General features: G+C 48.8%; 21 protein-coding genes. 20 read left to right on the top strand and 1 reads right to left on the bottom strand.

Annotated elements, in window-relative coordinates; translation table 11 throughout:
• Window positions 1-54: 54 nt before the first annotated feature.
• From GMET_RS11325 to GMET_RS11285, 9 genes are all read left to right on the top strand, one after another.
• Window positions 55-837: an SDR family NAD(P)-dependent oxidoreductase gene (locus tag GMET_RS11325; RefSeq protein WP_011366003.1), complete on the top strand. Its 783-nt coding sequence runs from the start codon at window positions 55-57 to the stop codon at window positions 835-837.
• A 674-nt stretch (window positions 838-1,511) separates the two neighbouring features.
• Entirely contained in the window at window positions 1,512-3,146 is a 1,635-nt protein-coding gene (locus GMET_RS11320) for a DUF1302 domain-containing protein (protein ID WP_011366002.1), read from the top strand.
• A gap of 51 nt (window positions 3,147-3,197) precedes the next feature.
• A complete protein-coding gene (locus tag GMET_RS11315; RefSeq protein ID WP_011366001.1) occupies window positions 3,198-4,532 on the top strand; it encodes a DUF1329 domain-containing protein in 1,335 nt (444 codons plus the stop codon).
• A 146-nt stretch (window positions 4,533-4,678) separates the two neighbouring features.
• A complete protein-coding gene (locus tag GMET_RS11310; protein ID WP_011366000.1) occupies window positions 4,679-6,232 on the top strand; it encodes an AMP-binding protein in 1,554 nt (517 codons plus the stop codon).
• 135 nt (window positions 6,233-6,367) lie between these two features.
• Window positions 6,368-7,426: a YCF48-related protein gene (locus GMET_RS11305; RefSeq protein ID WP_011365999.1), complete on the top strand. Its 1,059-nt coding sequence runs from the start codon at window positions 6,368-6,370 to the stop codon at window positions 7,424-7,426.
• Window positions 7,427-7,452: 26 nt separating this feature from the next.
• Entirely contained in the window at window positions 7,453-9,948 is a 2,496-nt protein-coding gene (locus GMET_RS11300) for an efflux RND transporter permease subunit (protein WP_011365998.1), read from the top strand.
• A 107-nt stretch (window positions 9,949-10,055) separates the two neighbouring features.
• On the top strand, window positions 10,056-10,433 hold the full coding sequence (locus tag GMET_RS11295; RefSeq protein ID WP_011365997.1) for a hypothetical protein: 378 nt from the start codon (window positions 10,056-10,058) through the stop codon (window positions 10,431-10,433).
• 244 nt (window positions 10,434-10,677) lie between these two features.
• The gene (locus tag GMET_RS11290; protein WP_041249152.1) at window positions 10,678-11,547 is read left to right on the top strand and encodes a cache domain-containing protein; all 870 of its coding nucleotides are present in this window, start codon (window positions 10,678-10,680) and stop codon (window positions 11,545-11,547) included.
• A gap of 105 nt (window positions 11,548-11,652) precedes the next feature.
• Entirely contained in the window at window positions 11,653-12,249 is a 597-nt protein-coding gene (locus GMET_RS11285; protein WP_011365995.1) for a TetR/AcrR family transcriptional regulator, read from the top strand.
• Between the two features lie 158 nt (window positions 12,250-12,407).
• Here GMET_RS11285 and GMET_RS11280 read toward each other — a convergent pair whose 3' ends face one another.
• Window positions 12,408-13,484 carry an IS5-like element ISGme1 family transposase gene (locus GMET_RS11280; RefSeq protein WP_011365646.1) on the bottom strand — a complete coding sequence of 359 codons (1,077 nt, stop codon included), beginning with the start codon at window positions 13,482-13,484 and terminating at the stop codon, window positions 12,408-12,410.
• 181 nt (window positions 13,485-13,665) lie between these two features.
• Here GMET_RS11280 and GMET_RS11275 point away from each other — a divergent pair, with 181 nt between their 5' ends.
• From GMET_RS11275 to GMET_RS11225, 11 genes are all read left to right on the top strand, one after another.
• Entirely contained in the window at window positions 13,666-14,781 is a 1,116-nt protein-coding gene (locus GMET_RS11275) for a 4Fe-4S binding protein (protein WP_011365994.1), read from the top strand.
• A 55-nt stretch (window positions 14,782-14,836) separates the two neighbouring features.
• Window positions 14,837-15,691 carry an acyl-CoA thioesterase gene (locus GMET_RS11270; protein WP_011365993.1) on the top strand — a complete coding sequence of 285 codons (855 nt, stop codon included), beginning with the start codon at window positions 14,837-14,839 and terminating at the stop codon, window positions 15,689-15,691.
• A gap of 101 nt (window positions 15,692-15,792) precedes the next feature.
• Window positions 15,793-16,281, top strand: a complete 489-nt coding sequence (locus GMET_RS11265; RefSeq protein ID WP_011365992.1) for a VOC family protein — start codon at window positions 15,793-15,795, stop codon at window positions 16,279-16,281.
• A 41-nt stretch (window positions 16,282-16,322) separates the two neighbouring features.
• A complete protein-coding gene (locus GMET_RS11260) occupies window positions 16,323-17,123 on the top strand; it encodes an SDR family NAD(P)-dependent oxidoreductase (protein ID WP_011365991.1) in 801 nt (266 codons plus the stop codon).
• A 90-nt stretch (window positions 17,124-17,213) separates the two neighbouring features.
• Window positions 17,214-18,236, top strand: coding sequence for a zinc-binding dehydrogenase (locus GMET_RS11255; protein ID WP_011365990.1), 1,023 nt, complete (start codon window positions 17,214-17,216; stop codon window positions 18,234-18,236).
• 38 nt (window positions 18,237-18,274) lie between these two features.
• Window positions 18,275-18,709 carry a PaaI family thioesterase gene (locus GMET_RS11250; protein WP_011365989.1) on the top strand — a complete coding sequence of 145 codons (435 nt, stop codon included), beginning with the start codon at window positions 18,275-18,277 and terminating at the stop codon, window positions 18,707-18,709.
• Between the two features lie 62 nt (window positions 18,710-18,771).
• On the top strand, window positions 18,772-19,719 hold the full coding sequence (locus GMET_RS11245; protein ID WP_187148445.1) for an MBL fold metallo-hydrolase: 948 nt from the start codon (window positions 18,772-18,774) through the stop codon (window positions 19,717-19,719).
• Between the two features lie 178 nt (window positions 19,720-19,897).
• Window positions 19,898-20,263 carry a nuclear transport factor 2 family protein gene (locus tag GMET_RS11240; RefSeq protein ID WP_011365987.1) on the top strand — a complete coding sequence of 122 codons (366 nt, stop codon included), beginning with the start codon at window positions 19,898-19,900 and terminating at the stop codon, window positions 20,261-20,263.
• 49 nt (window positions 20,264-20,312) lie between these two features.
• Window positions 20,313-21,086: a glucose 1-dehydrogenase gene (locus GMET_RS11235; RefSeq protein ID WP_011365986.1), complete on the top strand. Its 774-nt coding sequence runs from the start codon at window positions 20,313-20,315 to the stop codon at window positions 21,084-21,086.
• A gap of 51 nt (window positions 21,087-21,137) precedes the next feature.
• Window positions 21,138-22,241: an NAD(P)H-dependent amine dehydrogenase family protein gene (locus GMET_RS18180; protein WP_011365985.1), complete on the top strand. Its 1,104-nt coding sequence runs from the start codon at window positions 21,138-21,140 to the stop codon at window positions 22,239-22,241.
• A gap of 127 nt (window positions 22,242-22,368) precedes the next feature.
• Window positions 22,369-23,910: a class I adenylate-forming enzyme family protein gene (locus tag GMET_RS11225; protein WP_011365984.1), complete on the top strand. Its 1,542-nt coding sequence runs from the start codon at window positions 22,369-22,371 to the stop codon at window positions 23,908-23,910.
• Window positions 23,911-23,934 lie beyond the last annotated feature (24 nt).

Below are 23,934 nucleotides of genomic sequence, written 5' to 3'. Positions count from 1 at the left end.
TTTATCCGCGGTTTTAGGGACTTGTGTCACTAAGAAACAGTAAGGAGAGTATCAATGGGAAAACTTGACGGCAAAGTGGCCATTGTGACTGGTGGTGCCCGTGGTATGGGCCAAACGACTGCAGAGGTTTTTGTCCAAGAAGGCGCCAGTGTGGTGATTGTTGATGTTCTTGATGTTGAGGGCGAGGCCTTGGCAAAGAGACTTGGCCGCAACACAATGTATCAGCATCTTGATGTGACTGACGAGCAGGGATGGGAGCAATTGGTGGAAGGCATTATTGATAGGTATGGCTGCATCGACATACTTGTGAACAATGCGGCCGTTTTCTTTTCTTCGCCGATTGATGAAACCCGGAGCGAAGCTTTTCGTCGGATTCTTGATATTAACCTGATTGGCCCATATTTGGGGATGAAGGCAGTTATCCCCACGATGAAAAAGAACCGACGTGGTTCTATTATTAATGTTTCGTCTGTGAACGGGTTGCGCGGATCTTCCGGATCGGGTGCCTATTCGGCAAGTAAGTGGGGAGTGCGTGGTCTGACCAAGTGTGTTGCCATGGAGGTGGGCCCTTTCGGCATCCGTGTTAACTCTCTACATCCTGGGTGGATCGTAACGCCGATGAATAACCCGGATGGTAAGTCCTTCGAAGAGGTTAATGCAGAACTGAAAATCAAATTTCCTGGAATCGCCTTGAGCCGTGTTGGACAATCAGAGGAAATTGCTCGCGCCAGTCTTTTTCTGGCAAGCGATGACTCATCATATATTTCGGGGGCGGAACTGGCAGTGGACGGTGCTTGGTCCTGTGGGGTCTATTTGCAAGATAAGCCGATGCCTTGAACCTCCTGAGGCAATGATTGCCGCATGTTTGCGGCTAGAGCGGCAATTGCCGCGTGCACTTTCCGAACAAACAGTTGCTGAATTTTTGTAAGGCAGTCTATAAGGAGCTTTACGGTAAAAAGCGTCAACCTCCTCATTTTGAATGCTGAGACAACTGCATGCAAATTGGTAATCTTTGTAGTCCTTCCTTAACGAACTTCTTTCCATAATTTTTTCGCGTAATCGTTGAGATCATCTATCCGGATAGATATCAGCTGTAGTTTTAATTTATACAGTTGTGTCTTTTTCTCGCTTCACGGTAAACAATAGAACAAAGTTTCCCATTTTTTTGATGTGCGGCCGGGATTATTGGTTATTTGCTTTGCGCGGCATTAAAAGCTATGTAAATACGACAAGTTGTAAAATTAATGCCTTTTGTTTTTAAATAGAACGTAAGTATTTTTTACAGATTTTTTTCTTGACCTTGTATTCGGTGTATAGTTCAGTTGTACTATAACGACCGTTCGAACAATTTTATTTTGGGTGGCCGGTTAGACTAGTGAAAAGGAGGATTAAAAAGTGGTTTACATGTTTTGTCGATACAGAAGAGACAGGTCACCTACGAGGAATTTAAAGATCGACGGAAAGGAAATTTCGGGAAGATGGGATAACCCTTACAATGCAGGAGGTGTCTAGTGAGCGATATTTTTAAAGCGAAATGGAAATTGTGCCGCTTCCCGGTTGTTTCTCTAGTGGCAGTAACATGTGTTCTCGGTTCACTGGTTGCGGCAAATGCCTTTGAAATTAACACAGGCAATCCAGACCTGTTCCTGGCATGGGGAAATAACATCCGTTATAACCTCGGCATGCGTATCCAGAGTATGGACCACAAGATTGGCAACACCGCGTCTTCAGATGAAGGTGATTACAAGTTTGACAAAAGTGGAGACTTGGTGACGAATCGGCTTGACCTCTTGTCAGAGCTTGATTTCAGCTACAAAAAGAAATTGGGCATCCGCGTGAGTGGGGCGGTTTGGGCTGACGTTGCGTACAATGATAATGCCAAGACCAATCCTTCCTTGGCTGACCGTGGAAGTTATTCCGGCGGCAAGTACAACTCGTACACAAAACGATATTATATTGGACCTTCGGGAGAATTGCTGGATGCAAATGTGTGGGGCAGCTTCGATCTTGGCGATATGCCGGTTAATGTGGCGATAGGGCGCCAGACGGTTCTTTGGGGTGAAACGGTCGTCTTGTCCGCCCATAGCGTTTCCTATGCTCAGGCTCCTACCGATGTAGTGAAAGCACTTTCAACTCCTGGTGTTGATGCAAAGGAAGTCTCCATGCCGATTACCCAGATTGCGGGTAAAATACAGCTGACTCCGGAACTCTCCGTTGCAGGCCAATATTATTTGGAATGGCGAGGGAGCCGGTTCCCGGAAGGGGGCACCTATTTGGCTGCTACCGATTTCATTCTTAATGGGCCAGATCGATTCTCACTTGCACCCGGCGTTTTTCTGAGGCGAGAGGGTGCAGTAAAACCGGATACGTATGGCGACTTCGGTCTTAGCGCCAGGTGGAGTCCCCAATGGTTGGATGGAACTCTTGGTCTATATTACCGGATGTTTGACGAGACCTCTCCCTGGGTGAGCTTAAACCCTGGTGCCGGGAGCTACAGAGCTGTTTACGCAAAGAATGCTCATCTCGTGGGTATCAGTTTCTCTAAGCAGCTTTTAGGTTTTAGTTTCGGTTCAGAGTTCAGTTATCGACATAATACGGCATTGAACAGTTCAATAGCCAATGGATCCCTCGAGGGTGCACGTGGCGATACAGTCCATATCTTGGCAAATGCGATCGGCAGCTTTGGCCATACGCCATTATGGACCAACTCGTCAGTAATAGCCGAATTTGCATTCAGCAAGTATCTTCGAGTCACTGATAACGAAAACCTGTTCAATGCTTGTTACAAGAAGGCTCCAGGAAAAGACAGTGCTGCATACGGTTGTGTGACAGACGAGAACATGGTGGGATATCTCAAATTCACTCCCGCGTGGACAGCTTTCGCTGAGGGCTGGGATCTTGAGATGCCGATGAGTGTCTCTTATGGTTTGTTTGGTAACGGAGCAACTATGGGGGGCGGTAATGAAGGTGCCGGTTCCTATGGAGTAGGTTTCAATGCGATTTACAACACCCTGCATACGTTCAGTCTGGCATATAACGGCTATCTGGCAACATACAAGGACAATGGCAGTACAATTACCGCGAGCAATGGTTCACAACTCCAGGATCGTGGCTGGTTATCATTCACGTACAAGTATGCATTCTAGGTAGATCAATTTGGCGGTATTAACAGTCTTGCACCAAGCAAAGGAGATACTATGAAATTCACAAAAATCATCATCGGTGCCTTAGTGGTGTCTACATCGTATGTAGGGGGGGCCCAGGCAGGCCTACCTTCCCATCTTACTCCAGCTGGAGCGGAAAAGGCTGGTAACAAGGACGGCACCATTCCTGCGTGGACAGGTGGTTATACCGGCCGGCCAGCAGGGTTTGTAAAGGGGATGGGGAATTTGCCGGATCCATTTGCCAGCGATAAGGTCCTGTTCTCGATAACGGGAAAAAACATGGATAAATACGCTGATAAATTGTCTGATGGGCAAAAGGCTTTGCTGAAAAAATATCCTAACTTCCGGATGGATGTATATCAAACCCGACGTTCGGCAGCGTACACCCAAAGTTTTGAAGAGAACACAGAAAAGAATATGACAAGATGTAGAACTACCGATGGAGGAATATCTCTAGATACCTCTAAAGGATGTGGCCATGGTATCCCCTTTCCTGTGCCCAAGAACGGCTACGAGGTTATGTGGAACCACTTTGCCCGACCTGCGCTCCCTGCAATGATTTACAAAGTCGGTGGTTACTTTGTAAAGCCGTCGGGTGAAGTAGTGCAAACCCAGTCGACTTTCATGTACAGAGAGTATGGTATCTACAATCCGAGCAAGAAAAATCCTGACCAATACTGGATGTATCGTGGGGAGTATATCGGCCCTGCTCGTATCAATGGACAGACAAGTATAATTACTGACTATGTGGATTCGAAAATCGGACGGCGTGCATACTCGTACCAGCCGGCTTCGCGCCGTGTCAGACTGTCACCCGATGCGGCTGCCGATACGCCGATTTCCCAGGTAGCGGGTGTGTATACGTATGACGACGCTGACATGTTCAGTGGGTTGATGGACCGGTTTGACTTCAAACTTGTCGGAAAGAAGGAAATGTATATCCCTTATAATACCTACAAACTTTGTTTGACAAAAAAAGAACAGCAACTTAGGGCTGGGTTTGCCAACCCGGATGTGATGCGTTGGGAATTGCACCGTGTGTGGGTGGTCGAGGCGAGGCTGAAGCCGGGTAAACGCCATATCTACAGCAAACGCATGATTTACTTGGACGAGGACGCATGGTTTGGCGGCGTAATGGATGATTATGACTCGAAGGGCAAACTCTTTATGTCTGAAATTGTTCCCCTCATGCCGAACTATGATGTCAAAGCTCCAGCCGTAGATGTACAGCAATTCCATAATCTCGTGACTGGAATCTTTTACACACAAGTACCTGAGTTCGGGTACAAGCCAGTACGCTTCCTCCCCCCCGGTAAGCTGACTCAAGATTCGATGACTTCGTTCATTCTTAAAGAGAATATGAAGTAAGTTGGTTGTGGTTCCGCAGCGGTGATAACCGCTGCGGAACCACATGGAAAACGCACAAATAGATAAACGAACTGCATTCTGATTCTACATTATGAATAAAGCGAACAATATGACAAAAGATTGCAATCAACAACAGGGGGTGCGTCGTGCTTCTTAAAGAAATATTCAACAGAGGCCCCAAATTATTCCCTACCAAAAGTGCAATAATAGACGGAGATAGACGATTTACCTATAGAGAGGCAGGGGATAGATGGAATCGACTCGCCAATGTCCTTGTTGATTGTGGTCTTAAGAAGGGGGATTGCCTCGGGTTTCTTCTGATGAATTGTGCTGAGATTATTGATGCCTATGCTGCCGGTGCCAAGGCCGGTGTTGCGGTCGGTGGGGTAAATTATCGTCTTGCTCCTGAAGGGATTAAAAAGGTGATCGAGGATATGGGCTGCCGCGTGCTATTGGTAGGTGCCGAATTTGTCGACACCATCAATTCCCTGAGACCTCACCTGCCATTTCTTGAAACCTGTATATCGGTCGGGACCAAAGTGACAGGGATGCATGAATATGAATCCATTATTGCCAAGGCTTCTACTATGGAACCCGATGTGTCAACTTCCGGCGAAGATCTTGCGCACATTATATATACGACCGGCACTACCGGTGCCCCAAAAGGGGCCATGGCGACACGCCAGATTGCAATGAACAGAATCAGTAGTGAGCTCATAGAACTTTATGTAGACGTCGATGATAGGTTTCTTAATGTATTTCCACTTTTTCATGTGGGCTTTTATACCTCATTGGCGTTCCTTTCCAGGGGGGCGACTGTTGCCATTCTACGGGAATGGGATCCTCAGAAATTTTGCAGTTCTGTGCAGGATTATAAAATAAACAAAACAAATCTTGCGCCGGTGGTGGTGAATTTCCTGGTGAATTGGGCGGATGCGGCGAAATATGATCTGAATAGTTTGCAGTTAATAAAGTATGGCGCGGCACCCATGCCTATGGAGACTCTGAAAAAGGCCATGAAATTGCTTCCTGACTGCAAGTTTACGCAGTGCTACGGTTGTTCTGAGAGTTTTGGAGTCGTTTACCTGAGACCGGAGGAACATGCTGCCGCTTTGAATGGATCAAGTGAATCGGTTCGGAGGATGGGTTCATGTGGGAGAGAGGCCGCTTTTTGCATTGTACGAGTGGTCAACGAAAAAGGGCAGGATGTGAAACCTGGTGAGGTTGGTGAAATTCTGATCGGTGGAGGATTGGTCATGACCGGATATTTGAACAAACCGGAGGAGACTGCCGAAGCCATACGAAGCGGTTGGCTCCACACCAAAGACATGGCAATGGTGGATGATGAGGGATATATCTATCTAGTTGACAGGAAGGCTTTCATGATCATTACCGGCGGTGAAAATGTCTATCCGGCGCAGGTGGAAAATGTGCTGCACGATCATCCCAAGATTGCCGAAGTCGCAGTAATAGGTGTGCAGGACGATACCTGGGGCGAAGCGGTAAAAGCAGTTGTCGTTCCCAAAAAGGGTGAAATCCTTACCGAGGAAGAGGTGATTGAATTCTGCCGGCCAAGAATGGCCAACTATGCGAAGCCTAAGACAGTTGTTTTCACCGATGCCTTGCTACATACGGCTACAGGGAAAATTGACAAACTTGCTCTCAAGAAGAAATACGAAAGTAGTAAGTTAAAGTGTTGAGTTATGCTTCTTCATGGACAAGAGTATCTTTTGGGCTAATTGTGCCCATAACTTATGCCGTTTTTTCATCCGGAATTTCATGCAGAACGGATTACTGCTGCCAATAGAATAATTAAGAAGAATGGAGGTTCATAAATGCTGTCGAAAATATTAAAGACATCGTTATGTTTCATTTTCATGACTTGTTGGGTGACAACGGCACAAGCATTCAAAGGACCGCTTGAGACCCCTGCGTCTATGAAGCTCCATGCGACGACTAGCCAACTCACTGCGGTTACCCGTAATGGTAATAGACTTGCTGCAGTCGGGGCGAGGGGGCTCGTTCTTCTTTCGGACGACAATGGGAAAAAGTGGCAACAGGTTGCTGTGCCGGTCAGTTCGAATCTTGTGTCAGTGCAGTTCCCGGTGCCTGATCAAGGCTGGGCTGTCGGCCATGATGGTGTCGTTTTGCATAGTGGTGACGGTGGACGTACCTGGTCCAAACAGCTTGACGGCAATCAGGTGGCCAAGATAATGCTTAAACATTACGAAAAACTGGCTGCAGAGGGAGATGCCGCTGCCTCCAAGATTCTTCCAGATATTCAACGTATTTTACAGGAAGGGGCCGATAAGCCCTTTATGGATGTTTGGTTTCTTGATGAGAAAGAAGGTTTTGTTGCCGGTGCATTTAATCTGATTATGCATACAACCGATGCCGGTAAGACGTGGGTGCCCCTGTTTGAGCGCACAGATAACCCAAAAAACTTGCACATTTATGCACTCAAGGGGGTTGGTAAGGAAGTTTATCTTGCCGGCGAGATGGGGATGTTGCGTCGCTGGGACCGCGCCAGCCAACGTTTTGTGACAATAGCATCTCCGTACAAAGGAACTTTTTTCGGGCTGTTGGCAAAAGATACGACCATCCTTGCATTCGGCCTGCGTGGCAACGCATTTCGCAGCAGCGACCGCGGGAATACATGGCGCAAGTTGAATACCAATACCACTGCTGGACTTACGGGAGGAACATTTCTCGATGATGGCCGTGCTGTTTTGGTGAGTCAGGACGGGCAGGTTCTGGTGATTGACGTTGGCAGCGAAACATTTGTGCCCGCGAAGGTTTCAAGTCCAATGGCCTTTTCCAGTGTGGCACCAGCTGGCAAGAATGGCATTGTTGCGGTGGGTTCGCGGGGTGTCATAACTGAATCACTTAAATAGCGAAACTATCAACATGCGAGGACAATATGGCAATCCAAACTGAACAAGTCGATGCAATGCCGGTTGTGTCTGATCCAAAAAACTTTGATAAAAACTCGGGCAACCTGTTGGAGAGATTGGTTTTCAACAATCGGCATTGGCTTATTGGTATATGTGCCCTGATTACGATTCTGTTAGCATTCCAGTTGAGTAAACTGGTTGTTAATGCCAGCTTTGAAAAAATGATTCCTCAGAACCATCCCTATATCAAAAACTACTTTGAGAACAAAAAAGATTTGCCAGCGGCGGGGAACAATATCCGAGTAGTAGTTGAAAATACTGAAGGCGATATTTTCAATACAAATTTCCTTGAAACTACAAGACAGATCAATGAAGAGTTGTATTTGACCCCTGGTGTGGATCGTCCTTGGGTTAAGTCTATATGGATGGCCGGAGTGCGATGGACAGAGGTAACCGAAGAAGGGTTCAGGGGCGGAGCTGTGATGCCGGATAGTTACGATACGCCTGAGTCTTTGCAAAAATTCAACTCGAACATTCGTAGGGCAGGCATTGTAGGTAGTCTGGTGGGCAACAATTATAAATCAATCATGATCGTGTTGCCTCTTATGGATACAAACAATGAAACAGGTAAGCGACTTGATTATGGCGCTTTTTCACGTGATCTGGAGAAAATTCGCACAAAATACGAGTCTGCAAGCCAAGGTAAGATCAAAATTCATATCATAGGTTTTGCTAAACTTGCCGGTGACCTGATTGACGGTCTGTACCTCATGATGATTTATTTTGCCGTTGCAGCTGTTATAGCTGCAGTTATCATCTATACCTTCACACGGTGCGTCCGTAGTACGCTGTTGGTTATTTTCTGTTCGCTTGTTGCCGTTGTGTGGCAATTGGGAATTATTGCTACGCTTGGTTACGAACTTGATCCCTACTCAGTTCTTGTGCCATTTCTTATCTTTGCCATCGGAGTAAGTCACGGTGCACAGAAGATGAACGGTATCATGCAAGACATTGGACGTGGTACGCACAAAACGGTTGCAGCCCGGTACACATTCCGACGCCTGTTTCTTGCGGGGGCAACCGCCTTGATGGCCGATGCGGTAGGTTTTGGCGTGCTCATGTTGATTGATATCCCGGTGATTCGTGATCTGGCTTTAACCGCCAGTTTCGGAGTGGCTATTCTGATTTTTACCAATTTACTGCTGCTGCCTGTATTTCTTTCCTATACAGGCGTAAGTCCATCTGCGGCTAGGCGCGCCCTTAATGAGGATGTAGTAGAGAGTCGTGGCAGAGGTTTGGGGTCGCTTTGGAACTTCTTGGACCGTTTTACCGAGAGAACCTGGGCCATTAGGGTCATTGTAGTGTCGGCGATATTGGCGGTCATTGGACTCGTTGTGAGTTCACAGTTGAAGATCGGTGATTTGGATGCCGGTGCGCCGGAATTGCGGCCGGACTCTCGTTACAATCGAGACAATTCTTTTATTACAAATAACTATAAGTTGTCCAGTGACCAGTTTGTTGTGATTGTCAAAACTCCAGAAAATGGTGCCGGTACCTATGAAACTCTTTATGAGATAGATCGTCTTTCCAATATATTGCGAGATGTCCCGGGGGTACAGGGCACAACTGCGTTGTCTGATAACATAATGCAGACAGTGGCAGGCTTGGCTGAAGGAAATCCTAAATGGCTTGCTATTCCCAACAATGCAATGATGTTGGGTGGTGCGGTGCAATGGAACCTGACTGACAACCCGGATGTCGTCGACAAGGCATGTTCAATAGTTCCAGTTGTGGTTTATCTCACTGATCATAAGGCAGAGACTCTGGATCGCGTAGTGAAGGTTGTGGAGCAGTTTGCCGCGCAACATAATGTCAAGGAAAGGCAGTTTCTTATGGCTGCGGGCTCTAGCGGTATTGATGCTGTAACTAATATAGTAGTTAAGCGTGCGAATCGCACAATGTTGCTTTATGTATATGCTGCGGTCACATTACTTTGTTTTATCACTTTCCGTAACTGGCGTGCCGTCCTGGTGGCAGTGATCCCACTCATGATCACCTCCATTCTATGTGAAGCGCTTATGGTCGCGCTGGGTATCGGTGTGAAGGTTGCTACTCTGCCGGTAATAGCACTCGGAGTGGGTATTGGAGTCGACTACGCTCTCTACCTGCTGAGTGTTCAACTTGACTATCAGCGTGCAGGTTTGACGCTGACAGCAGCTTACAAACGGGCGGTTCTTTTCACCGGAAAGGTGGTTGCGCTTGTAGGCATTACGTTGGCTGCCGGAGTGGTTACGTGGGCCTGGTCTCCTATCAAGTTCCAGGCAGACATGGGAATCCTGCTTACATTTATGTTTCTGTGGAATATGTTCGGGGCATTGATAATGATTCCTGCATTGTCGCATTTTTTGCTCAATAAACCGGTTGCTGACAGTGAGACAGTAAACATGTCCGAGGTTTCATTTGCTACTGAGGAAGAAGAAAGTTCAGTTGAAGTGCAAAAGGAATGCAGCAACAATTATTGATAAGTAGTAAGATTTGTGTTTTCTAAGTTATGTTGACTAAGTGTGTACTGATTATTTAGACTCCGATGCAATTTAATTTGAATCTACCCCAACGAAAAGGAGATAGTATGAACAGAGCTAAGCGGTTGGTAACGGGACTTGCAATTATCGTGATGGCCGGTTTAATGACAGCGTGTGCTTCAATTCAACCTGAGGCCCGGGCAGTGGTGAGAGATGGAGGCATTGCCGAACAGGGAGATACTGTCAACCTTTATTATGCGCATAGTAAAACGGCTAAAGAGGAATTTTGTCCTGGTGCCATAGTTCCGGTTTATCGTATGGGGGAAGGATTCTATTTGATTAAAACTGAAGTAGGAAAAATTAGGGTCGTCAAGGAATTGGGGGACCATTACGTTCAAGCAGTTGTTACAGAGGGTCAAATAATGTCAGGAGACATTGCAACGCAACCCAATAGCGAATGTTTAATACAGATTCCTAACCACTGATTGGTGATTGAGCGGTAGATTATAGTTTGTTGTGCGCCAGAGTTCAATAAAGCTTTTGAATGAATAATCCTCACTTTCGATTATGCAAGATACGACTACTATCTTAGGAGACATGCTGTTTTGGCAACAGTAGAAACATCTCACAAGAGCGGTTTGACTGTAGGATAATGGATAGTCGATAGGGCCAAATACAAATGTGGAGCTTGCATTGAGAGTGACGAATTTAGTTGAAAAGGAGACAATTATGAGAAAAGTAGTCCTCGTTACAGCTCTCATTACATTGTTGTCAGCACATTTGTTGTTTGCTGCTGAACAAATAAAGCCTTCGACTGCCAAGCCTGAAGAAAGCTATGATTCCAAAAACGCTAAGGAAATGCTTGCCCGAGCTGTCGAGCTCTATAACAAAAAAAAGGATCGTTCATTTGCAGACTTCTCCATGCAGGGTCAATTCGTCAAGGGTAATCTCTATGTTTATGTGATCGGAACAAATGGGAAATTTCTCGCAAGCGGTGGATCGTCATCAGTTTTGATTGGTCGGGACGTATCAAACATGCGAGATGCTGAAGGTAAACTATTTTTTCGTGAGATGATAGATACGGCAAAGAGTCAAAATGCCGGTGCGGTTGAATACAAATGGCTCAATCGTTTGGATGGGAAGCCTGAACACAAACATACTTATTTCCAAAGAATAGGGGATCGAATAATTGCTGTTGGGTTCTACATTCCGCATGCAAGTGATGTACAGGCCTATGCTCTCCTTGCGCAGGCTGTTGAAACGCTGAAGAAAGACCCTGTCTCTGCGTGTAATGCTTTTAATGATCTTAATAGCAAGTTTATACAGGATGATCTTTACGTATTTGTTGTAGATTTGAAAGATAATATTTTCCGCGCTCATGGTGCTACACCGCGACTCGTCAACACAGATGCAATGGAGTTGAGAAACCCTGATGGTAAATCAATTGTCAAGGAGATGATTGGCATTGCCAAAAAAAAGGGAAAAGGAACATTGACATATCGTTGGAGGAATTTATTAACGGGGAAAATAGAAGTTAAGAACACTATATTTCGTAAAGTAGACAATTACCTTATTGCAGTAGGCTATTATACGCAATAATGGATCCCCCCCAGCTAGGGGGGGCTTCTTGGTTTACTGATGCTTACGAAAAATATTATAACCTGCCGGGTTGTCCAAGACTCCCTTCTATCACGGAGGTAATAAATGTCTGCAAAGAGACATTGTTCAGTTGATTTCCTCACGTACGAGAGTGAAAGGGATAATGGCAAAATTGAGTGCAGTACCTATGATAAATTAATAAAAACTGCGATTATGGTTATGAGCGAAGTTGGTTATAAAGGTATGTCAATAGGGATTCTTGCGGATATGGTAGGGATTTCAAAGAGCACAGTGATACACTATTTCAAGAGTAAGGAAGGTATCCTTCTAGCTGTAATGGAAAACTTTCTACCCGCGTATATTGATGAATTCAAACCAGTACTCAATAACAAAAGTCTTGATGGAGTTACAAAATTGAATAAGTTTGTCCATTTTCATATGAAAATGGTGGCAGAAAGGAAGGATGTTCTGTCAATTAATATCAAAGATGGTAAATTTCTTACTGGTAAAAGCAGGACTGTATATCAACAACAACAAAGGCTTTATGGACAACAGGTGGTTAGAATAATTCAACAGATACAGTCAGAAGAAACAAACTTGTTCAAAGACCTTGATCCTCATGTTACAGCCAAGGCAATCATGGGGATGTGTAATCATGCGTGCGTTTGGTACAAGAAAAATGATATTTTAACAGGCCGTTGAAAAACTCCTTCATTTCCAGGGCAATCCCCTTCAAGGAGATCATTTTAGGCCGATAGTTGCATTGATCTCGCCCTATTCGTTCTTTGAAACTTTGCTTTTTACCTTGATTTGGCCTTTTCGGGCGGGCTTTGCCACCAAGAGTCGCATTATTCCCCTGATTATGCCGTTTTCGTCCCGAGATTGCGCAGCCGGACCAGATTGTATGCCGCAATGGCCATGGTGAAGTACCAGTCGACTTTCGCTATTCCCCGATGCCGGGTCTTGCGGAGATTGCCGACAGTCTTGAGCCAGCCGAAGGCCTCTTCGATCCGCTTGCGAATCCTCAGGCTGGTTTTGTAGCCTTCGTGGCGGGTAGTCCTGCCATCGATGGCTGAGCGGCGGTTAGCGGTGTTCTGAGCAATGTGAGGGGTTACCTTGAGTGCTCGCAGATCTTTGACGCACTCTTTGGTGTCGTAGCCCTTGTCGCCGCCCATGGTGATCCGCTTGTTACCGGCGACGTCTGCGATCATCTCGACTGCGGTATCCCGCTCAGCGGTACCGGTTGCGTGGGTGATTCTGGCATCGACGATGATCCCGTTGCGGTTCTCCATGAGAGCGTGCCCGTGGTAACTGAGCTTCGCCTCTTTGCCCGAGCTTCTCCTGGCAATCCGCGCATCCGGATCGGTGGTGGAGGCATGGGTGTCGTTTTTGAGCTTTTCGCCGTGGAAATCACGCTCCGTGTTACGACCCACTGGAGGCTTTGGTCCATCCTTGGGCCGAAAGCTCTTGATAGAAGCCCACGCCTCGATGAGGGTGCCGTCAACGCTGAAGTGCTCGTCGGACAACAGCTTTGCCCTTCGGGCCTGCTCAACTACTTTTGCCAAGAGCAGCCGTGCCACGTCGGTATCGATCAACCGCTCCAGGTTGGTGGAAAACGAGGAGTGGTCCCAGACCTTCTCGTCCAGGGCCAATCCCACAAACCAGCGGAACAGGATGCTGTAGCTGATCTGCTCCACCAGCAGACGGTTACTCCTGATGGTGTACAGCGCCTGAAGCAGAAGTGCTTTAAGCAACTGCTCAGGAGGAATCGAGGGCCGGCCGGTGTGGGAGTACATGGCCTCGAATTGCGGGCTGAGCTCTGCAAGGGCCTTATCCACCATCGCCCTGATCGACCGCAAGGGGTGGTCCTTCGGGACGTACGACTCAGGGGAGAGATAACAGAACAGAGCTTCGGTTTTTGTCTCGGCGCCGCGCATAACTTTTCTCCTGTAAATTCAGATTGTTACGCGTAAAAATATAGCACAGTTCGCTAACTTATTGAATCAAAAAGGTTTAGTTTTTCAACAACCTGTTAAGTATTGGAGATGTAGCTGAACAATTTTTTTCCATTTTGACTGAAGGTTCCGGGCTTGAGTTGGGTATCATGGCAGATAATGAGTGGGTGGCGAATTGATATTAAGTGCTGTGGACGACGGAAGCGAAAGTCTTGATGACGTCTATGTGAAACTACGTAAACACTTGGATACGTTTGTCCTGAGTGCCCCCGAGGCGGAATCGATTCTTGGAATCCTCCGTATCCGATTCACTCCTGAAGAGGCTGGAGCTGCCTTGATTCTGAGTCAGCAACATGTGGAAATAACAAAGCTCGCACAGCGTGGCAACTTGGATGTAAATGTATTGCGTCCTGTTCTTGAACGAATGGCGGATAAGGCACTAGTCTATAAAAAGAATATTACCCAGGATGGAGTGGCCAAGGAACTGTACTGCCTTCTACCAACGGCTGTGGGATTGTGGGAAACCTCGTTTGCCACAGGAGAAAGGAACCCGCGAACTGAGCAGTTGGCCAGGCTTTGGCAGGAATACTACAAAAGTGGATGGGGCAAGAGCATGTTAGGGGGAGCTCCATTCACACGAGTCATTCCTGTGGGGAAATCGATAGATACTAGTCAGGAGATTTTCCCCTACGAGAAGGCGGCAGAGCTTATTAAGCGATATGATTTTGCTGTGGTGATTCATTGCCCTTGTAGGAAGTCAGCAGAGCTTAGTGGAAGCAGTTGCGGTAAAGTCACGGAGGTCTGCTTTCATTTTGGAGATCTTGCCCGCTTTATGAGTGAGAGAGGGTACGGACGGGAAGTGGACCAAACAGAAGTCTTGGAGATCCTGGATCAGACAGAAAAGGCCGGATTGGTTCACGTGGTTGGCAATGCAAAAGAGATGGGTGTTTCTATGTGCAGTTGTTGTCCCTGCTGCTGTACACAATTGCAGGCCATTGCCCACAAACCCCACGCCATGGCGAAATCTAGGTTTATTGCCGGAGTAGAGCAAGCACGATGTATCGCTTGTGGCTTATGTGCAAAGAGGTGCCCAGTCCGGGGTGTTACGTCAATCATGGGGCCGTTACACATAAGCGAGGAGAAATGCATAGGATGTGGACTTTGCGTAACGACTTGTCCTACCCAGGCGATTTCACTAAAAGAACGACAAACCTATCAGGAACCGTTTGATACCGGCAGGCAACTGTTTGCAGCATGGAGTCAAAAAGATAAAGCCTGATGTTGTTGGATTACCGGACGGTAGTGCTGTAAAACGGAAGAAGGTGTCGCGTGATATGAAACAAATATTGCCAGAGATCCTTGAACTCGAACAGATTGAGGAGAACCTTTACCGGGGACTCAGTCAGAATCTTGGCGTTAACCGAATCTATGGTGGCCAGGTTCTCGGTCAGGCCTTGGCTGCCGCAGGAAAAACTGTTATTGGACGTAAGGCTCATTCTTTCCACGCCTATTTTCTCCTCATGGGTGACAATAAGCTTCCGGTCATGTATGAGGTGGACCGTATTCATGAGGGTCACAGTTTTGCGACCCGCAGAGTGGTGGCCATCCAGCGTGGGCGTGCGATCTTTGCCATGACGGCATCGTTTCAGATCGAAGAGAAAGGACTTGAACACCAAGCTTCCATGCCCGAGGTTCCTGCCCCCGAAGAACTTCCGACCTTGGTTGAAACCTTGGGAAAGATGGCCGCTCCCAACAGGCGCCTGCAGAACTTTTTTAATAATTTCCCTATTGAAATACGTCCCGTTAAACCCGTTAATCCCTATGCATCTGGCATGTATCTTCCTTTTTCAAGTGTATGGCTTCGATCTACAGACCGGCTTTCCGACTGTGTCGGGTTCCACCAAGCCGCCTTGGCCTACGCTTCTGACTATGGGTTGATTACCACGGCAGGTCTGCCGCACGATGTACCTTCCCAAAAGGGTAAGTACCTTGAGGCGAGCCTTGACCATGCCCTGTGGTACCATCGTGATTTCCGGATGGATGAGTGGGTCCTTTATGTCGCCGAGAGCCCGAGTGCTTCCAATGCTCGTGGTTTTTCGCAGGGGCAGTTTTTTTCCCGTGACGGCAGACTTATTGCTTCTGTGGCTCAGGAAGGGCTGATACGAGAGCGTCGTTTGTCAGTCGCTTGATTCCTTCATGTGTAAGCGCGTAAGGGAAAGGTGTATATTTTCCATGCATCGAACGGTCGATTTATGGCGGTGTAAATGTAATAACTGATAGGGAGCTTATTATGGCTAAACAGCCTGTTTTTAAAAAAGTTCTGCAGGTGGGAATTGTTGTGCATGACTTGGAGAAAGCCGTTCGAACATACGCGGACGACTTTGGAATCGGGCCCTGGCAGTTTTATAACCTGGACAAATCAAATATGCACGATATGAAAATGCGCGGCGAAAAAGCTGAATTTTCCATGAAAGTTGCTTTTACTGACTTGGGAGGGGTCCAACTCGAGCTGATCGAGCCACTCGACGAGAGCATCTATAGCGATTTTCTACGTGAGCATGGGGAGGGGATTCATCACATCGCCTGTGGTGTGCGCAATTTCGAAGAAACCATGGCATCAATGCAAAAGAAGGACATTAAGGTTCTGCTTGAAGGGACCACCAGTGCCGGTATGGGTTATGTATATCTGGATACTACCGATGCACTGTCGTGTATTACAGAAATTTACCGGATTCCGGAAAATCTGCAATATATTCCACCTGACAAGACCTACCCGTAAATCTTTCCAGGAATGCTGTCCATCAGTAAAGGGGGGGCTCCATGTTAAAAATTGAAGACAAACCGGTTTCCGGTCTTCTTGATCTTTCAGGCAAAAGGGCGGTTGTTACTGGCGCGGCAGCTGGAATTGGCTATGCGATTGCCAAACGGCTGGCGGAGGCGGGAGCCACTGTTCTGATTACTGATATCAATCGAGAAGCGATTGAAGAGGCGGAACATAGATTGAGCAGCATGAAGTGTAAAGTTAAAAGTCTGGTGTCAGATGCCGGCCGGGAAGCCGATATAAAATCTTTGTTCTCGTACGTTGCTGATAGCTTTGGCGGTGTTGATATCTTGGTGAACAATGCCGGAATTTATCCTGCCACCAAAATTTTGGATATGTCGCTAGAGCAGTGGCGGGAGGTAATCAGGATCAATCTTGAAAGTGCCTTCCTCTGTTCTCAGGAAGCTGGTCGTATCATGGTCCGGCAGGGGACGGGAGGAGTGATTGTCAACATATCTTCCATGGCAGCACTAAAACCATGCTTTCCGGGTCTGGCCCATTATGGAGCCTCAAAAGGAGGGGTTGTAAATCTTACGCGAAGCACGGCCCTGGAACTGGCGCCACACAAGATACGCGCTGTAGCCGTTGTTCCGGGGGGGATCCTGACGGGAGGGGTCCGTTCCAATCTGAAACAGAGCGAGGAAAAGGATTCACTGCAATCCATTGGTGCCACCATTCCCCTCGGCGGGTTTGGCCAACCAGACGACATAGCCAGAACAGTGCTTTTTCTCGCATCGGATTCAGCAGCGTACATCACTGGCACAACCATACTTGTTGACGGCGGTGCGATGCTGGTTTAACCCTGCTAAAGAGGCTGTTTATCTTAAAACTTTGCATAGGTGTTTAGGATATACATGGTTTAAGCTCGAAAAATTTATGGAGTGTGTCTTATGAGAGCGGCTGTCTTTCACCAAATCGGAAAGCCTCTTGCCATTGAATCACTAAATGATCCGATACCTTTAGATGGTGAGGTAATCGTTAACGTAAAGGCATGCGGAATTTGTGGCACCGATATTCATGCAACGGCGGACAAGGAAATGCGCCTTGCCGACGGTACAGTCCTGGGACACGAGTTTGCAGGTGAAATTGTCGAGGTCGGGCCACAGGTAGCCGTGGGCTGGGCGCAAGGTGACCGACTCTGTACACTGCCGTACATCGGCTGCGGCCACTGTCTTGCCTGCCTCACCGGTATGCCGTGGCAATGCAAGCTGAAAAAAGTCATTGGAATTCAAACTGCTGGCGGCTTTGCAGAATACGCCCGTGTGCATGTCAATGAGGCGGTCAGGTTGCCGGTCTCGGTCAGTTGGCAGGAAGGTGCCTTGGTGGAGCCGCTTGCAATCGGTCTTCATGCAGTGCGTCTTTCTCGCGGTGTCGCGGGGAAAAGTGTCCTGGTTACTGGTGCGGGCCCTATCGGTCTAGCTGTCGCGCTCTGGTGCCGATTTTTCGGCGCCAGACAGGTGGTCGTAAGCGAATTTGATCCTGAACGCTCGAAGATGGCTCTTGCCATGGGGGCGACCCACGCCGTCGATGCAAAAGCTGATGTGGGTGCCCAGTACCAGGAGATAACCGGGGAGTTGCCGGAACTGATTTTCGAATGTGTGGGAATTCCCGGCCTTATCGCCCAATGCGTTGACAGGGCAGCATTCGGAGCAGAGATTGTCGTAGTCGGCTTTTGCATGCGTCCGGATACCTTTGTCCCGGCTCTAGCGATGCTGAAGGAGATTACGGTCAAATTTTCCATCGGTAACAACAAGTCCGATTTCCAGTTCATTGTTGACATGCTCTCATCTGGCCGTATCTCGGTAAAACCAATGATTACCGCCGCCGTTTCTTTAGACGATTTACCAAAGACATTCGAGTCTCTCAGAACCCCCGGGGAGCATTGCAAGGTAGTGGTGGAACCGGGACGTTGACACCAGCATCTATTGAATACTTCAGGAGCGGCAATTACATGACCCAGTCTGACCCTCGTCTTGCAGAATACCGGAAATGGGAAGGGGTCGATCCCTGGGAGGAACAGTCCGGTCCCTACTACTTCCAGAAGGAAGAAAACGGCCATTACCGCTGTGCCACTATCACTGGCCGCCATTCCATGAACTCCGAAGGAAGGATGCACGGCGGGGCGCTGATGACCTTTGCCGATTACTCTCTCTTTGTCTTTGCGCGGGACTGCCTTCAGGGGATCACAGCTGTCACCGTCTCGATCACGGTGGACTTCATTGGCGGAGGAGGAGAGGGGCAGTTTCTGGAGTCGACCGGAGAGGTTGTGCATGAGACCGGAACACTGATTTTTGCCCGTGGCAAGATTTTCCACGACGAGCAGGTCCTGCTGGCTTTTTCCGGGGTATTGAAAAAGATGAATCCGCGTGTCCCGACTTATACGTAGTCCAGAGTGGAATTTACGGCATGAGTATCGTCCCTAGGGGGGAGGATTAGAGGAGCAGGATGGTGAGTGGGAAGGTGCTGAAAGAACCGGCGTCTGGTTTTATGTTCATGGATACCCTTGACAGGGGAGTGAAAGGATATGCAGGCGGCTGGCTGGTCAGGGGGAAACGGTATAATTGTATCGTTGAAACCGGTGCCGGAGCTGCTGTCCCTTTGTGGCTCGCCGGTCTCAAACAGGCCGGTATCCCCTTGGAGAGCATTCGGTGGATACTGCTCACTCATGTTCACCTGGACCATGCCGGCGGTGCAGGTGAGTTGTTGCGGCACCTCCCCAACGCACGTATCGGTATTCACCCTCTAGGGGTGAGGCATATTCTAGATCCGCAGCGACTCCTTTCCCACGCCAAGGTAGTGTGGGAAAAAGATTTTGACCTGCTTGGCCCCATGCTCCCTGCTCCGGCCGAGCGAGTAGTGGAATTGGGGGATGGTGAAATCATCGAGATTGACGATGTCCGACGTATCAAGGTGCTATATACCCCAGGTCACACCTCCCATCATGTGGCGTTTTTCGAGGAATCGACCCGGGGAGTCTTCTCTGGCGACGCCCTTGGCGCTTTTTTTAGAGGGAAACATCCTTTTGGCGAGTACGTTTCCATGCCAGGGGTTTCCCCTCCAAAAGGAGATATCCCCGCCTATGTACAGTCGGTCGAGCGTATTGCCAAGCTTTCTCCCCGACGAATATATGCCACCCATTTCGGCTTGTGGGAGCCGGCAATGCCATACATTCTCTCGGCAACTAGCCAAATTATTACGATCTCGGATCTTTGTCGCGATGTTTTCTACGGAGGAGGGGGATTGCAGGATTTTCTGTCGCGTGCTGCAACCCTCCTTGCCAGCGTCCGGCAAAGTACCAGAGGACAGGTTGAGTTGGAAAAAAACTATTTTTCCATGGCGAAGGCTGTCTGGAACTATGTTGTGGCAGAGAAAGGAGGAGAGAGTTCTCCGGGGTGATCAACTGTCTGTGCAATGGTTGTGGTGGTCGGTATTCCAAAAGTAATTATGGGAATCAGAGAGCGGATCTGAATTATTTATAGAAAACTGGTTTTTTTTATGATACGAATGAACCGAACGGTCGATTATGTTGGTAGCGTAGGTTAACATTTATTGCGCATTATGAAAGGAGATAAACATGGAAACAATTATCAAAAAGTATTTTGAACTGGTTAACAGCGACTCCGTAGATGGTCTGCTCGAACTGTGGAACGACAACGGTACCTTCGATATTCCTATGCTGGGGGTACTAAAGGGTAAAGAGTCTTTTCGGAAGTTCTATCAGTCTCTGCCAGCCATGTATGCGAAACATTATGACGATCCGGTCAAGTATGTGATTTCAGGCAATGAGGCGGTCGTAAAGGTCGTTGTAACCAATACCACACCTGAAGGTAAGACCGTTGTTTTCAATGCGTTCAGTTGGATGACTTTCTCTAACGGCAAGCTGGTGTCCATAGAGGCTAAATTCGACAGCGCCAAGCTTATGAAGGATTTGAAAGGATAGGCCCATCTGGGTTCAAGCTTTCCAGAAACGGCAAATTGGAGGATGCCTCATGCATGTCAGCGAATTGTTCAGCCTGAAAGGAAAAACAGCCATCATCACCGGAGGCTCGAGGGGACTGGGTCTGATGATGGCGGAAGGGTTTGCAGAGGCGGGAGCCAGTCTTGTTCTCTGCTCGAGAAATTTGGAGCAGTGCGAGGACGCGGCGGCCAATATCCGCAAACTTGGTGTGGAATGCGATGCCCTGCGCTGTGACATCGGGGAACAGGATGAGGTCAAGGCCGTGGTGGCCCATACGATGAACAGGTTCGGAAAGATCGACATCCTGGTGAACAATGCCGGCATCTCGTGGGGTGGGGAACTGCAGGACACGCCGCTCAAGAAATGGGATCAGCTCTACAGCACCAATGTTCGCGGCAACTATTTCTTTACCACTGAAGTCGTCTCCCCCATGATTGCCGGCGGCGGCGGGAATATCATTAACATCGTCTCCATCGGCGGAGTGCGCTCAACGGATCCAAAGGTGGTGACATTCCCCGCGTACGCTTCTACCAAAGGGGCGATCATAGCACTGACAAAGCATCTGTCCCGCAACTGGGCCAAGCACAACATTCGCGTCAATGCCATCGCACCCGGCATTTTCCCGACAGAGATCAGCAAAACCCTGATGGTCGGCCCGCAAAAAGCGGTCATGGAAGCTGCAGTGCCGCTTGGACGCCTTGGTGAAAAGGACGATTTCAAAGGGGCAGCGCTCTTTTTGGCCGCTGATGCCTCACGCTACGTCACGGGATCGGTTTTATGGGTTGATGGAGGTATGCTGGCCTAACGGGTGTGGAATCTAGCGAGTCGATAACGAAGAAGGTTATGGAGGAATATCATGCGCAGGGAGACTCCTTACAAAGTGATTGTCTGGGCGCCGGGATATCTCGGTACTGCCTGTATCCGGGAAATTCTCAAGCGTCCGGAATTCGAGTTGGTCGGCGTACTGGCCTACAGTGAGAGCAAAAACGGCAAGGATGTGGGGGAACTGCTGGGGATCGATCCGATCGGCGTGACCATGACGACCGACCAGGAAAAGATATTTAATATGAAGGCCGACTGTGTGCTCCATGCCGGCACCAACATTATGGATGACACACCCCGCAACCAGGAGGTGGTCCGACTGCTGGAATCGGGCAAAAACGTCATTGCCGCGCCGTCGTACCATTTCCCCCAGATACACGGTCCGGAATTCGTGGCAATGCTCACCAACGCCTGTCAGAAAGGTGGGGTGAGCCTGCATGGTACCGGCATCAATCCGGGATTTTTTGCCGAACGACTGGCGGTAACCCTTACAGGTATGGTGAACGAGATCGACTATATCCGCTGCCAGGAATACTTTGACCTGAAAAATGTTGAGGCGGTACGCATGCTCAAGGCCTGTACCTTCGGCATGACCCTGGAAAAGGCACAGAGCATAATCGGTCGGATCGAAAAGGGCTCGGAAAACTACTACCATTCCACGGTGGCTCATGCGTGTCATATCCTGGGGCACGACGTGGAGCGTATCGCAGTGAAGTCCACGTTCACACCGGCGCGTGAAGATATGCACCTTAAAGCTTCCGGTGTCACGATCAAGAAGGGCGAGGTGGCTTGCTGGGAGCATACCTGGACCGGTTATGTCGACGGCAAGCCCTTCTTTTTCCTGGATGAAATCTTCTATCTAGGCCAGGAATATTGTCCGGTGGAGACAAAGGGCGACCACTATCGGATTATCATCGAGGGGAAACCTGTATCGGTCAACATGAAGATGGACCTGATGGCATCGGTGGAGAAAGACCTTCACTACCGCGAGGGTGACAACACGACTCCAGGGTACTACGCCACAGCAATGCCCATGATTCAGACTATTCCTGTCGTGTGCGAGGCCGCGCCCGGCATCGTCTATCCTACAACATTTGCCCATTATGCGCGGGATTACCGGAATCTGGTTGCGGGCTAGGTGCACACCGTTGTCAATGCGAGCTGTTGGCTTGGGTGAGGAGGAGTAAACATGCAGTTCATGTCGTTACAAAGTGGCGACTACCAAGTTTGCCTCGGTTTCGACAATATATACTGGGGGTGAAAATATGAACTGGGCAGACTACCTTGAGTGGGGAACACGAGAAAATCCGCACAAGCCGCTAGTGTACTGTAACGACAAAATTGTCACTTATGGAGAAATGAGTTCCTGGACAAACTGTATCGGTAATGTGTTGGCTGACCTTGACGTATCCAAGGGAGAGCGTGTTGCCACATACCTGCCGAACACACCGGAGCATGAAGCGGTGCTGCTTGGAGCACTGAAACTAGGTGCTATCGGCTGTCCCCTCTCAATGCGCGAAAACAATGTTATTGTTATTGACCTGCTCCGGGGGCTTGAGGCTAAGGTCCTCGTCGTAGGAGCTGAGTCCGTCGAGTTTGCACGCGAGGTGCTTCAGGAACTCCCTGAACTCAAAATACTGATGGCAGATGATGCTTCCCTTGGCTTTCTCTCTCTGGGCGAACTGGTCGGTACCGCTTCCGCGGAATTAGAGACGCTTCCTATGCGCGACAGTGAGGTGGCCTTTATTGCCTATACGGGGGGCACCACCGGGCGGCCAAAGGGCGTTCAACTGACTGCCGGGATGCTCCGGGCGCACAACTATGTATGGTACGAGCGATACCAGTTGAGCCGTGCTTCTGAGGTATTCTTCGGCTGTCTCAGCCTATGGCATGTCGGTGGAGTTTTGGATGCCATGGCCTTGTCTTATACTACCGGCGCTTCCCATGTCCTTCTTCCGAAATGGAATCCGGTGACGGCCCTTCACTTGGTGAAGAAACATCGTGTTACCTGTATGATCGCGGCTACGACACTGTACCAACAGATGTCACGCTGTGACGAGTTTTTAACCACCGATTGCTCAAGCCTCAAAATATGTGCAGTTGGTGGGGAGCCAGTCCCGGTAGAACTCAAGGAGCGGTGGTTTCGTGTGACAGGGGCGTCCATGCGCGAAGGTTTCGGAATGAGCGAGGCGTGCACGCAGGTCTTTGCTCCAGGAAAGGACGCTCCTCTCTCTTCGTGCGGCAAACCGTTTGACCGGATTGAAGAAGTTCGACTTGTTGATCCAGAAAGCCGCTGTGTTATCGAAGGTGCAGGTTCTGGCGAGCTTGCCGTGCGGGGTGACAACGTAACTCCAGGTTATTGGCATGATCCGGAACAGACGGGACGAAAATTCGATGCGGAGGGGTGGTACTATACCGGTGACATGGTGAGGCGGGACGAAGATGGCTATTATTACACCGTCGGTCGAGTCGATGACATGTTCCAATCGGGTGGAGAAAACGTTTATCCGTCGGAAATTGAGGCTGCCCTTGTTCTCCATCCAGATGTCACCAAGGCTTTTTGTTTTCCGGAACCTCACACTGAATGGGGGAAGGCTGCGTGCGCGGTTGTCGAACTTCGCCCGGGAGCCACGTCCAATGCGGAGAGAATTCTGGAGTTCTGTACTACACACTCGACACTGGCGCGCTTTAAGCGCCCTCGCCGAATCTTCTGCATTGATGAACTTCCCATCGGGGCAACCGGCAAGGTACTCCGCCGACAGGTTAAGGAATGGCTTGCCGCGCAAGGGTATCATGCCGAATTCTGATGTGGTTCAACCTTAACGTTGCGG

Source organism: Geobacter metallireducens GS-15 (assembly GCF_000012925.1).
In the GTDB taxonomy this organism is placed as follows: domain Bacteria; phylum Desulfobacterota; class Desulfuromonadia; order Geobacterales; family Geobacteraceae; genus Geobacter; species Geobacter metallireducens.
Note: the sequence above shows the minus strand (reverse complement) of the source record. Positions and strands in the feature narration are given on the sequence as shown.